The sequence below is a fragment of the Candidatus Magnetaquiglobus chichijimensis genome (assembly GCF_045865675.1).
In the GTDB taxonomy this organism is placed as follows: Bacteria; Pseudomonadota; Magnetococcia; order Magnetococcales; family Magnetaquicoccaceae; genus Magnetaquiglobus; species Magnetaquiglobus chichijimensis.
On sequence record NZ_BAAFGK010000004.1, the window covers coordinates 1862262 to 1875302 of the forward strand.

The following is a 13041-nucleotide window of genomic DNA, read 5'->3' on the forward strand; positions in this document are numbered from 1 at the left end:
AGGAAGCCGCTTTAAAGTACGCCCGCAAAAAAACCTGCTACGGCTACTGATCCATGATTGCTGACACTTTTCCAATTTCGCTGGAGTGAAACCGATAAAACCGACAAAACCTATTCTACCTGCCTGCTTTCACTGGTCACTGCTGCCTGATCCATGATTGATGACACTTTTCTGATTGCACCCGGATGAAACCGATAAAACCGACACAACCTATTCCACGTGCCGGGCTGCCGCCAATTGAGTGCGTTCCCGATAAGGCTTTGTGCGCGCGTCTGTGGCCTTCCACGACGCGGATGAAGGTTTTCACTGCTCCATGCGCTCCCGCCCGCGTCACGGTGTCGGGCCTCGTCCACCGTCACACGACGGTATAGGGCAGGCACGAATGCCCGGTTTGCAGTCTCTGCACGCGCTCCTGTTGCATTTCGTGGCAGTCTATGGAAAATTAACGATTCTTGAGCCTGTCCCTTGCCTTTGTTTCATGCTCGATGCAGCTTTCCATCAGGCTGTAACTGCCGCCAGCTTTCATAGCCATGTCCTTGCAGTATGAATTGATATCGAAGGAAGGGGCGGAAGAGCTCGTAGGTTGCCCATCCTTAGCCCCCTTGGTCCGCAGAAGTTTAACAATATCATGGTGCCCTTGTCTTAAAGCAAAGCTTAGCGCGGTCAAACCAGCCTTTTGCTTGGCGTTGACATCCGCCCCCTTGTCGAGCAGTGCCTGGACAATTGCGAGCTGTCCACTCACAGAGGCCACCATCAGCGAGGTCAAACCATTCTTATTCTTGGCATTGACATCTGCCCCCTTGGCAAGCAATGCCTGGACAATTTCGAGATGTCCCTTAGAAGACGGCAGCACCAACGCGGTCCAACCATCGTTATTCTTGGCGTTGACATCTGCCCCCTTGTCGAGCAGTGCCTGGACAATTTCGAGATGTCCTGCCGAGGAGGCCGGAGCCAGTGCGGTCTCACCATCCTTACTCTTGGCGTTGACATTCACCCCCTTGGCAAGCAGTGCCTGGACAATTTCGAGATGTCCCTCTCTGGAGGCCACCATCAGCGCGGTCTCACCATCTATTCCGGCGTTGACATCCGCCCCCTTGGCAAGCAGTGCCTGGACAATTTCGAGATATCCCTTCAGGGAGGCAACCATCAGCGCGGTCATACCATTCTTATCCTTGGCGTTGACATCCGCTCCCTTGGCAAGCAGTGCCTGGACAATTTCGAGATGTCCTGCCGAGGAGGCGACCTTCAGCGCGGCATTACCAGTCTCAGTCTTGGCATTGACATCCGCCCCCTTGGCAAGCAGTGCCTGGACAATTTCGAGATGTCCTGCCGAGGAGGCATGCATCAGCGCGGTCGCACCATTCTTAACCTTGGCGTTGACATCCGCTCCCTTGGCAAGCAGTGCCTGGACAATTGCGAGCTGTCCACTCGCAGAGGCCTCCATCAACACGGTCCCACCATTCTTATCCTTGGCGTTGACATCTACCCCCTTGTCGAGCAGTGCCTGGACAATTTCGAGATGTCCTTTGCCGGAGGCCACCATCAGCGCGGTTAAGCCACCCTTTTCTACCTTGGCATTGACATCCGCTCTCTTGGCAAGCAGTGCCTGGACAATTTCGAGATGTCCCTTCGAGGAGGCATAAAACAGCGCGGTTCCTCCCTCCTTATCCTTGGCGTTGACATCCACCCCCTTGTCGAGCAGTGCCTGGACTATTGCGAGATGTCCCTCCATAGCGGGCCCCATCAGCGCGGTTCCACCATTCTTACTCTTGGCATTGACATCCGCCCCCTTGGCAAGCAGCGCCTGGACAATTGCGAGATGTCCTTCTACGGAGACAAACTCCAGAGCGGTCCAACCGTCCTGATCCTTGGCGTTGACATCCGCCCCCTTGTCGAGCAGTGCCTGGACAATTTCGAGATGTCCTTTGCCGGAGGCCACCATCAGCGCGGTCAAACCAGTCTTCTCCTTGGCGTTGACATCCGCCCCCTTGTCGAGCAGTGCCTGGACAATTTCGAGATGTCCTTTGCCGGAGGCCACCATCAGCGCGGTCAAACCAGTCTTCTCCTTGGCATTGACATCCGCCCCCTTAGCAAGCAAAGTTTGTACTTCTGCAAGATTTCCGTTCTTGGAGGCTATCATCAGCGCGGTCTGGCCATCACCATCTTTAGCTTTTACATTTTTCCCTTCTTTTGCGGGCTTGGCCTGTGCAACAACCAGATCGCCCTGGACCGTTGCACGAGGTTGGTCGTCGCTCCTCCACACTTGTGGACAGACACCCCCAGTATCTCCGCACCTCTGATCTGCATACCCAAGGCCTGTTGATAACAAAATCAACATTGCTCCCATCGAAACATAATTGCTTTTTCTTATTGAATAAATCTGCGCCGAGCAACTATATTTTTTCATGTCGAGCCCTCGTGATTCCTATAAAATAGTTTGGCCATTCACCGACATTCCAATTATTTCTTGTGTAGATTTTCTGACGAGGCAAGAAGAAGAAACAGAAGCGTCTTGTCCAATTCTATTTTTTGCTTTAATAAATTTTGTAGAATATCCCTATGCAAAAATATAAGTGTCGCCGTCATTAAATGGTTCAATATAAGGGATAGAGATGTCTGTAAATTGTAGTTTTGTCACAAGAGTTAACTCAAGCAATTTATGGCACTGCATTAAAAATTTATCATTGCTTGCGTAGGTCGCGATACTATTGGATAACCTTTTTGTACTTGACCCCTGTTCTCCGGAAGGAATTGTTTTCCCTGCCACCCATAGAACAACAAGAAACAATGCGATTGAACTAACAAATATCGTCATTATGATTTTTATAAAAGTTTTCATATTTTATTTGTTAATCAAAAGTTATACGTAAATGTTATCGATACTTTTTGGTTTTCCACTAGCCAACCTCCGGGCCTCTGGCCGTCGCTTTCCAGACCGTGTCGGAGAACCTACGGCTTTTGGCTCGCAACCTCCGCAGCCCTCATGATACCGAACCGCTGTTCTCGGCCCCTACAACGATCTCAGAGACGTTTCAGAGTTGTCGGGCACCGAACCTACTTCACGATACTCAGAACCCGTCTGAGCTATACAGTGGAGGGCCATGAATATCCAAAGTTTACGATTACCAGATGACAAATGCAAGACAGATCCCATTTGAAGGCCGGAACCACCAAGACTCCTGCATTGTTCGTGGTGGTTCCGGCTGGCCCAACTGTCGATCCATACTTCTTTGCAACTTTTCTGATATCACCAGATATCATCCGGCGAAACCGACTAAACCGATTCAACCTTCCATGCTTCCGCCGACCGGTTGCCACTGGCGCGAACAAATTTCAAGCTATTGACGATTTGGCCCTCATGGCGCTTAATCCACCATCCCAGCCTCCGCCGGTTGATCCCCCCGCGTTCAAAGGCGATGTCATGGAGTACTTCCCGCAACTCTCCTTCGCTCGACATGTCGTCAACCGAATGCTCGGACCGCTTGACTATATCCCGTACCATGGTGGGGGCATTGCCAAACTCCGCATTCAAAGCCAGAAGTATGCGGCCCAGAATCTCCCGATCCGGGTCATCGGCCATGGATTCAAAAATAGCGTTGGTGGGATCGGCGAAGCCCAACCACATGAGCGATTGACGGCACAAGTCCGACCAGTCGTCATAACTCACCAGCGACTTGCATTCGATCTTGGGTCTGCCTGCCTCGATCCAGGCGCGCACGATGGTCAACGCCGCCGACACATATCGCCACCGTTCTGCCAGCACCTCCCGCACCAGATCGGGTCGCTCGAAGGATCGCGCCGCTGGCGTCTCGCAACCGGGATCCAGGCTGATGGTAATGCAACGGCGTGTCATGTCGCGGACAGGTCCAACATTGTTGCCGCTGGAAAGGAACAAGGCCCGCGTGTTGACCGTGGCGGTTTTCGATACACCCAGAATCCGCCCGGTCATAAACTCCGACGTCAGAGCCGTGCAAAGACTCTTGTGCGGCAACAGATCGCTGGTCAGATTGTCGAACTCGATCACTGCTGGAGCCCTGAGAAGTTCGGCCAACAGCAATTTCCGGCACTCTTCATCATCAGCAGGAAAGGTGGTTGGTGTTCCCCGTTGTGGCGTGGCAAAGGCCGTGATCAGTTCGCACAGGTAGCTTTTCCCTGATCCAAGCACATGCGCTTTCACATGGAACATCGGCGCAAGGGGCAGGCTGGGCCGGACAACGGCTGTGAGGATCGCAGACAAGGCTGCCGCCTGAGCATGAGCATTGGCAAAATGGAATTCCGACAACAACCCCATCAACAGTTTGGCCGCCGCGTCCGCTTCATCGCGGGTCGGATGATCGGGAATGGCAAAAGCTCGCTCATTGAACACGCCGAACATTCCTGTGGCCTCATCATATCCTGCCCGGTACATCAGGCTGCCGTCTGGCCGAAGATAAGGTTGACGGGTCAGACCCTTGAGGACTGACAGGTGGGGATATTCTTCGGAATTGAACAACACATTCACAGGCCGTTCGGGTGGATCAGTCCGCACCCATGCCTGTGAACGGGCATCGTAGCGTTCCCATGTTGCGACCCCAGCCAAGGCACGCACCAAAGCCGGTTGGCTGATTTCCTGGACGCGAGTTTCTCGGGTGCCAGGATCGGTGACGACGGTAACAATCAGACCGCCTCTTTGATAATGACGGCGGGTCTGAACAAGTTCCCGTTCGGCGGCATCCACAATGCGGTCAAGTGCCCCAGGCACCACACGGATGATCGACTTCATTCGCGCGGCATGCGCATCGACACCCAGAAATTTGAGCAGTGCGTGCATATGCCGGTGGGCACAATGGCCATGCAAACATTTGAATCCACCGATGGGCCAATTGTCGTCAGGCTCGAAATAGGCGGTTCCGCCGTCAAGGTTGTCGGTGTGCTCTTCCACCCATGGGCAGGTGATGTCATGCTTTCCATCGCCAAGCGGGCCTTTGTAGAGCCCTCTGTCGCGAAGCCCGGCCAGGACTGCGTTTTCATCCGGGCGCGGCAGCCAAACCGGATCACGCTCCGCATGCCGATCATGATTATCCGGAGAGCGGGCACGACGTTTGCTCGCCGTTGTGGTCATATCCAGTTGCAGTCCATCCGCCAGTTCCTTGACCGCATAGCGTAGATCCGGATTCCATGTCTCCATGCGGCATGGGAAGGGCGGTTCGTGCTTGCCATTCACGGCTACGGGCAAACGCGCCAGACGGGCACGAGGACCGTTTGCGCCTGGATCGCATAAACCGGCGGTCACGATGGCGTTCATCAACCGGTCGGCTGCCGTGCCATCGGTGATCGGCTCTTTTAAGATGAAGCCTGCTTGAAAGTTTCCTTTCGATGTTTCCAGCAACCATGAAGGGGGCAGGGTCAAATGTTCCCTGGGAACCTTGCTGCCGATATCATCCAGCATGACTGCGTGCAGAGCCATGAAACGGGCTTTCTGTCGCCGGTAGATCCCCGCCTCGTCAGGACGGAACACGGCCAAGCTGAAATAGTTGTTGTTGGCCTCGGGCAGTTCGGGGGAATTCTCTTTCCAGGGGTGCCCCATCCATGCGCCACCGGGCACCTCGCCTGGATGGCCGGGAAAACTTACCAAGATCGGGCAGTGATCGGACTTGGTATTCCCGAACAACGCCGCCAGGAATTGTGTGTTGCTGACAGAATCGGTTTTGTTGGTTTTGTCGGTTTCGTTCGACCAAACAGAGGAATGTGTCAGCGCATTATTTCCGCTTTCGTCCAGGATGGGTTGAAGTTGGGTGGTAGACGTGGGAGAAAGCTTCTCGCGTCCATAATGTGAGCCGTCCGAAATGCCAGCCAGGCGACTTCTTTGTTGTGTGATCGCGTCCATGGGCACCCCTCAGCAACAAGCCGCCGTCGAATTGACCAACGGGCACCGGTCAATTGCGGCCAGCACATCGCCTTTCGAGTACCGGACGAGATTGCCGATTTTTCGATACGGGATCCCGCCCCCGATCCATCGATCTCTTTCCAGCTTTTTATCAGAACATCCAAGGACAGCAGCAATCGCCGTTTGGTCGAACAGAGCCGAAACGGGGGCGTCCTCGAACTCTCGCAACAATTCAATTCGTGTTTTTTCGGTCTTCATCGCAACACCTCATGCTGAAAATTAGTGACGAGGGTAGCTTAGAAAACCAAAATCCCGATTAACTGGTTAACCGGGATTGGTCGGGATTGATCGGGATTTTGGCAGGTTAATCGTGATCGGCGGGGTTGATCGGGAATGACATACTTGAAATTCGATTGCGTAGCGTTCTAAAGGTCAACGAGGGGCGGTCTTGGCGAGTTACAGGATCACACCAAAGGATATCTTGATCTCCAGTTATCTCCTGGATGATTTGCTCGTCGTCGTGGTCTCGAATCTCAAGCAAAATTTCTTTCGCTGTTGGCTTTCGTTCCGGGTGGTCCTTCAACAGTGCGTGGTAGGTTACTTCAATCAGAATGGTCAAAGGAGAAACCCGACCGCTTGGTCTCCCTCCTTTATTCTTAGGTGGGGCGTGGTACGTCGCTGGCGGATCGGGGACAATGGGATCTGTTTCGTGGACAACGCTTCCTTGGATGGTAATGGGAGCAACAGAAAACAGCTTATCTGGCACTCTCCATCCGTTCTGCCTGGCCCACCGCAAGAATTTATCCGCATCTACGTAATGAGCGTGCGGAAGTACACAAGAAAAACCTTTTGCCTCAAGCGAACCGCATATCACTGCCGATTCAGCAATCAGTAACCGCTCAGAAAAGGCCACTCCACAGCCCGAAAGCCACTCTCTGAAATTCATTCTGATGGCACCGCTACGTCGCCATACTGCCTCCAGAAGCAAAGGGGACACGTTCAGAGAATAGGCGATCCGATGCCATAACGGTGCAGACGGTGTGTCACGGTATAGGCTCCAATCAGGGGTGAACAGAGGAATAGAAATCACTCTAAGTTCGTGATGAACAGACCTATCAAAGGTGACGCATGAAATCCATCTCGCTTGGTTGCGATCAAGCGCGTAACTTTCATCTTTCTCCAACTCCTGGATGAACAGGGAGGTGTCCCACGTCTTCAGATCCCGGAGGAACGAGGAGGTGCCCCACGTCTCCAGATCCCGGAGGAACGAGGAGGTGCCCCACGTCTCCAGATCCCGGAGGAACGAGGAGGTGTCCCACGTCTTCAGCATCTGGTCAGTAAACTTTTTCTGACGGTCTATATCTGCAATTATCCGGTCATACTGATCTGTCTGTGTTTTCACCCATGAACGTACAGATAATAAAGGTTTGGTCAGAGTGTGACACAGCCCTTCAAGTCGGCGTTCACACTCCTCAAGTTCGGCGGAGGTTGCATCTGACTCCCTGGCAGGTGCGGCCAAAATTTGATCACGGGTCAAAAGCATTGTTTCGCCCCTTCAACGGCGATGCCTTCATTATTTTTACCAGGAAAGCCGTTGAAGGTGTCCGGCCTTGTCGGGTCGCGATTCCCTATCCTGGCAAACTCATTCAGGCCGCAACTTCTTCACGTTGCAGCCTCTCCAACAAATATTCAGGTGCCAGGTCCGCCCCATTCTTCCATGCGATGGTCCCCAACTCCCGATCCAGGGCAACCTCGGCAAACGCAGCACGATCCAGCAAGGGTGCAAACATCTCCCCCCACAACTCTCCACCCAGATCCACCTGGCCGGAAACGCCATTATCAAATGCCAGCCACAATCGGTACTCTTCCAGATAGGCAACGTCCGTGATGTGCAGCATGATGGTTACTCCAACGGGTCAATATCAATCAGCGGTTCACGGGAACGCACACGCTCCCAGTTCTCTTGCAACGCCCCGGCATGCAGGCTTCTCCACTCCTCGATTAGCGCCAATGCGCGACGCGGGAGATTCCCCTCCAACACCGCGCCATCCAGACCGATCATCCCCTCAAGATCGCCATAGCGGGCATGAAAGTGCGGTGGAAAGTGGTCGTTCCAGTGCATGAACACCACAATTCCGAAAAAACGACTAAAGACTGGCATCTCAACCAACCAACTCTTTCCGCAACAGCACCACGTCCGCCAATGGCCCAGCCCTCATCCAGGAGAGCATGGCGGCTGAAATCTTCTCCATCGGCCCCCGCAACCGCTCCACATCGATGACCAGATACCCGCTCGTCACATCGGCCCCGGTTCGATGATTCAACAGCTTCTTGAGCGCATAGGCGGGGATATCAAGCGATTCGGCCATGGTGATGAAGGTACGCCGCAGATCGTGGACCGTGAAGTGAATGCCGGTCTGCTCGGTGATCTTCCGCATCTGTGCGCGTGGTTCGACGAGGTGTCCCCCTGCCCCACTTCCAGGAAAAACGAACTCCGCACTCTCGGAAGCAGCCCGCCGCCGTCTGGAAAGGAGCTCGAACAGGAATTCAGACAGCGGGAGCGTATGCGGTTCGTGATTCTTGGTGTCCGGGATGGTCAGGGTCTTGCCCGCCAGATCCACATGCGCCCACCGCAACCGGGCACCCTCTTCCCGCCGCAGACCCGTAAAGATCAACAACAGCAGGTAATCCCGCAGAATGGTATTCTCCAACCGCATGACCGCCGCATACCACGCGGGCAGATCGTGGGACTTGATCAAGGTTTGGCGTCGGGTCTCGCGGAACCAGCTGCGCACCTGAGAGAGCCTGCGCACTGGATTATCCCGGACCAGCGAATTGCCTTGCGCATCCTCATACTTGCCTGCCGCAAAATTGAACAGGGCGCGCAACACCCGCCCGCCGTGATTGGCAAACGGCTCTCCCCGCTCCTTGCCAACCAGGGCATGCCGACGTTCCACCTTGTCCTTGGTGATCGACAAGAAAGGCTTGTCCTTCCAGTCGGCAAATTGCAGATCCATGGCCAGCCGATAATTCCGCACCGTGCTGGCGGCCAGTTGCCGGGATGCCAGATACTCCTTGAAAACCTCCTCCAACGTCCGTGACCGCAACTCCTCTTCGCGCTGGTTGGCAATCGGATCCTCTCCGGTCGCAATCTCCCCCAGCAGCCTTTGAGCCTCCTTGCGCGCCTGTTCAACCGTCAACTCGCCATGCCGCCCCACGGTGATGCGCTTCTTCTTGCCTTCAATCCGCTTGTCCACGATGAAGGTTTTGCAATTCATCGTCACCCGCAGGCCGAACCCCTTCAACGTGTCGTCGAAATAGAGCACCTGCCCGGACTCCGGGAAAGGCAAACGGTCAATGGCGGTCTTGATCAGTCTCATAAACACCCCTCCAGGCAATGCCACCAAACCAGACCTGATCGCTAATGAGTCAGGTCAGAATGTAGCCACTGCACCCGACAAATGCCCCAACATGGTCTGGTGTGGCTACATCAAAAAAACAGCCCGCAGATAATGAGCAGTTTTTCCAATGTAGCCACAGTGTAGCCACTTCGATTAAAAACGGCTCAAACCGCGTAGAAGAAGATAACAGATTAACATCATGCTTCACAAGCAATTTTAGAAAAATATCGAACAGCCTAGAAATGGCTAAAACCCGTTTTTCGCAAACTCGTAATGAGCAGGTCCTCGGTTCAATTCCGAGAAGCGGCTCCAGGAAAAAAAACGGCTTACGTCGGTATCGACGTAGGCCGTTTTTTTTGGTGTAACCACAGTGAGATTTTTCCCTCCAGGATGAAGGCCCCTCCCGATACCTGACAATCAACAGGCTGTATCGCGCCAGATGGTTTTGTAAAAATATCGTAACCGTTCACCCCAGTACCGAGCGACGCTATACCTTGACAGAATGATTATTGACAGTCAGATTCTTTATCCATGAACGCTATCATGGAATTGAACATCACGGATCTACTTGCAAAGAATCAACGACTGCGAGAAGAGAACCGGGCTCTTCGGGAGGAGAATCTGCTTTTTGCGCGAGGAAAACCAGTCCCTTCGGGAACTGCTTGCTCGGCAGCAGGAGCAGATTGCTGAGCTGGTCAAACGGGTCGCCACGTTGGAAGAGCGATTGCAAAAGAATTCCAGCAATTCCTCCAAACCGCCGTCTCAGGATCCGTCATGTCATGGCATTTTTGATTGAGGCTGTAGAGGCTCGCCTGCAGGACAAACCAGCCCCCTCCCCCCTCACCGCTTCCATCCCAGGAAGTCGAAGTCATTCAGCCCGCTTAAAGCGCGTTACAGACCTGAACGGTTACCAAATTTGTTGGTTGCAAGCGGATTTTCTGGGACCACTCTGGACACAAAAAAGCCCGTAAACGTTGAATTTTACGGGCTTATTGGACTTTTTTGGACTGCTTCAGATTTGAAATGGCGTCCCGTACGGGAATCGAACCCGTGTTGCCGGCGTGAAAGGCCGATGTCCTAGGCCACTAGACGAACAGGACGTGCGATGAATACAGCATCAAGTCAAGCGATTCTTGAATCAAGATTGGCGTGCCATTGCCGATCACGCTTCATCCTTCAAGCTTGGAAACAATCTCGCCATCATAGCGCAACTCGACGGGAGTTGCAATCTTTTTTTTTACTCTGCAACGCCAGTCAGGGTGGTCCACGGTCGGGGGTGCGGGGGGGGGATCTCCTCCCCAATCGTGCAACATTACCGTGGACCGCCCGAAAGAAGGTCCACGATTGCGCGGTGAGAGCGGGGATCCCCTCATGCCAATACCAGACTCCTACACCGTCCAACCGGCCCGCGCCTCGTGCAACGCATGGCTGCTCTGATTCAACGTCTCGGTCAACTTCCCGGAACGCTCGATCGTCTCTCCCAAGGCGTCCACATGGTTCATCGCATCCAACATCATCTTCTGCACCTCGGCAGAGGCACGATACATCTCCTCGGCCACGGTGCGCATCGACTCGGCCCGCCGCCGGGCTCCATCGCTCTCCGATGCCACCCGCTCCGCATGCTCGGACATCAACACCGCCGACCGCGCCACATCCCCGGTCCCAGAAGCCGCCTCCTGAGCGCGCCGCGCCACCTCGTCCGAGGCCATGGCCAACTCGCCAGAATTGCGCGACACCTGACCCGCCGAATCGGCCACCCGGTCCATCGATTGACCGATCTCCGCCACCGCCGACCGCTGCTGATTCACCGCCTCGATGATCGCATCGTTCCCAGATCCAATCCGATCGATCAACTCCCCCATCTCGCGAATCGCCTGAACCACCACCCGCGTCCGATCCTGAATGTCGTTGGTCTTGGCCTCGATCAACTCCGTGGCCTCGGCGGTCTGCCGCGCCAACTCCTTCACCTCGCCCGCCACCACCGCGAAACCCTTGCCGCTCTCCCCGGCCCCCGCCGCCTCGATCGCCGCGTTCAACGCCAACATGTGGGTCTGATCCGCAATCGAATGGATCAACTTGACCACCTCGACGATCTCGTCCGATGAAGAGGCCAACCCCTCGATGGCGACCAGGGTTTCGTTCGAGGAGCGATCCGCCTGCTCCGCGATGCCATCCGCCGCAGCGCACCGCTCGGAGATGCGCACGGACAGATCGCGCACGTCATCCACCCGATCGGCCACCCGATGCACCGAAGCGGCCACCTCCTCCAGATGTCGGTTCACCTCGGCCAGATTGGCGGTCATCTCCTCGGCGGCGGCAGCCATGGCATGCACGTTGGCACTCGCCAATTCGGTGGAACTGGCTGTGCCATGCACATCGTGCGCGAGCTGCTCGGCGGCCTTGGAAACCTGATCGATCCGCTCCACCGCAGCATCGATGTCACCTTTCAGCTTCTCCAGTTCGTGGTCGAGACGGTTGTTCTCCTCCACCACCTGGGCAGACAACCGCAACGTGGCGCTCGACTCCCGATCCATCTCCTGCCGCAACGTGACGAATTGCGAAGCCACCCTTTCGACCGATTCCGCCTCGGCATGCACGGTCTTGAGATTGGTCGCCATGGCCTCGGTCATGGTGTTGATGCCCGACGCGATGGCACTCAGCTCGTCGTGACCGTTTCCAGACTCCATGCGACCGGTCAGATCCCCCTGGCCCAGACGGTTCAGCCCGGACAGAATCCCCTGAACCCGCCGACCAACCGACACCATGCCGATCACCACCACAGACAACAACGCCCCCACCACCACGATGGTTCCGGTGAGATAGACCCAGAACGCCCGCACCGCCCGCACCCGCAACACCCCGGCCAGATCGCCGAGATCACGGGCCAACGCGTCCTCGAGTCCCTTAATGGTGTCGATACGCCTGGTCGAAGCCTGAAACCAGGCGCCAGGATCCATGCCGAAACCACCGGTCAACGCCTTGTCAAAAACCAGCTTGCGAATTTTGCCGACAGCCTCCTCCGCAGGCGAGGCGAGCCACTGTTTGCCCTTCTCGGCATTGGCCGGCGTAGCCAGGTCCATGAAGCTCTTGAAATAGACCTCCTGTCCACCCACCAACTGCGCGTATTTGGTCAACTTGGCGGGATCGAACCGATCGGCGGTGAAGACCGCCATCATCAAGGCACGCTCCTGCCCGGCCAACTCCTTGCCGGAGACCAGATGGGCATAGGCCAACGCGCGCGCGGCCAGGGAGACGTTGTTGGAGTGGCTGGGCAGATCGTTGATCAATTCCAGAAGAATCGACAACTCCACGGTATACTTGGGCACCACCTCATTGGCCGTGGCTTTCTCCCCCTCGGCCTCTTTGCGGATCGCCCCAATCCGTTCGCGACTGGCCGCCGCTTGCTCCACCTTTTGCATCAACGCCGGCACAAAATTCCGCCACCGCTCCTGACCGAACCACTCCAGCCAGGCGGCGAGCGCCTTGTCGGTTCCGGCGCGCTGCGCTTCCAACTCCGGTCGAAACCGTTTCTTGCCGCTCGACAGATACCCGGAGGTCAAACCGCGCTCCTTCTGCCCCTCATGGAGCACGTTGCCGGTCAACACCGCCAACTCGGCCAGATCCGCATGCAAACCGGCCTCATGCGACTGCGTGAGCCGCTCGAACGTGGCCGTGCCGCTCAACCCCACGATGACCAGCAGCGCGGCGACCAGCAGCAACAAAACCTTGAATCGCAGTTGCCCCTTCATTCCTCGTTGTCACCCCCATCCCCGG

Annotated in this window: 9 protein-coding genes and 1 tRNA gene; 1 reads left to right on the forward strand and 9 read right to left on the reverse strand. The window is 55.5% G+C overall.

What is annotated here, in order from left to right; all coding sequences use genetic code 11:
* Nucleotides 1-442: 442 nt before the first annotated feature.
* The 7 genes from ACOY6C_RS12305 to ACOY6C_RS12335 all read right to left on the reverse strand — a co-directional run bounded on the left by ACOY6C_RS12305 (nucleotide 443) and on the right by ACOY6C_RS12335 (nucleotide 9246).
* Nucleotides 443-2407, reverse strand: coding sequence for an ankyrin repeat domain-containing protein (locus ACOY6C_RS12305; RefSeq protein ID WP_420905767.1), 1965 nt, complete (start codon nucleotides 2405-2407; stop codon nucleotides 443-445).
* Between the two features lie 867 nt (nucleotides 2408-3274).
* The gene (locus ACOY6C_RS12310; protein ID WP_420905768.1) at nucleotides 3275-5866 is read right to left on the reverse strand and encodes a hypothetical protein; all 2592 of its coding nucleotides are present in this window, start codon (nucleotides 5864-5866) and stop codon (nucleotides 3275-3277) included.
* Nucleotides 5867-5875: 9 nt separating this feature from the next.
* Nucleotides 5876-6124, reverse strand: a complete 249-nt coding sequence (locus tag ACOY6C_RS12315) for a DNA-binding protein (protein WP_420905769.1) — start codon at nucleotides 6122-6124, stop codon at nucleotides 5876-5878.
* A gap of 106 nt (nucleotides 6125-6230) precedes the next feature.
* Nucleotides 6231-7409: a BspA family leucine-rich repeat surface protein gene (locus tag ACOY6C_RS12320; protein ID WP_420905770.1), complete on the reverse strand. Its 1179-nt coding sequence runs from the start codon at nucleotides 7407-7409 to the stop codon at nucleotides 6231-6233.
* 103 nt (nucleotides 7410-7512) lie between these two features.
* Entirely contained in the window at nucleotides 7513-7764 is a 252-nt protein-coding gene (locus ACOY6C_RS12325; RefSeq protein ID WP_420905771.1) for a DUF2442 domain-containing protein, read from the reverse strand.
* A 5-nt stretch (nucleotides 7765-7769) separates the two neighbouring features.
* Nucleotides 7770-8027 carry a DUF4160 domain-containing protein gene (locus ACOY6C_RS12330; RefSeq protein WP_420905772.1) on the reverse strand — a complete coding sequence of 86 codons (258 nt, stop codon included), beginning with the start codon at nucleotides 8025-8027 and terminating at the stop codon, nucleotides 7770-7772.
* 1 nt (nucleotide 8028) lies between these two features.
* The gene (locus tag ACOY6C_RS12335) at nucleotides 8029-9246 is read right to left on the reverse strand and encodes a tyrosine-type recombinase/integrase (RefSeq protein WP_420905773.1); all 1218 of its coding nucleotides are present in this window, start codon (nucleotides 9244-9246) and stop codon (nucleotides 8029-8031) included.
* Nucleotides 9247-9895: 649 nt separating this feature from the next.
* Between ACOY6C_RS12335 and ACOY6C_RS12340 the strand changes: the two genes are divergently transcribed.
* A complete protein-coding gene (locus ACOY6C_RS12340; RefSeq protein WP_420905774.1) occupies nucleotides 9896-10063 on the forward strand; it encodes a DUF6444 domain-containing protein in 168 nt (55 codons plus the stop codon).
* Between the two features lie 228 nt (nucleotides 10064-10291).
* On the opposite strand, the gene ACOY6C_RS12345 is transcribed toward ACOY6C_RS12340, so the two are convergent.
* Nucleotides 10292-10367 (reverse strand) — tRNA-Glu (locus tag ACOY6C_RS12345).
* A gap of 288 nt (nucleotides 10368-10655) precedes the next feature.
* Nucleotides 10656-13016 carry a methyl-accepting chemotaxis protein gene (locus tag ACOY6C_RS12350; RefSeq protein WP_420905775.1) on the reverse strand — a complete coding sequence of 787 codons (2361 nt, stop codon included), beginning with the start codon at nucleotides 13014-13016 and terminating at the stop codon, nucleotides 10656-10658.
* Nucleotides 13017-13041: the final 25 nt, after the last annotated feature.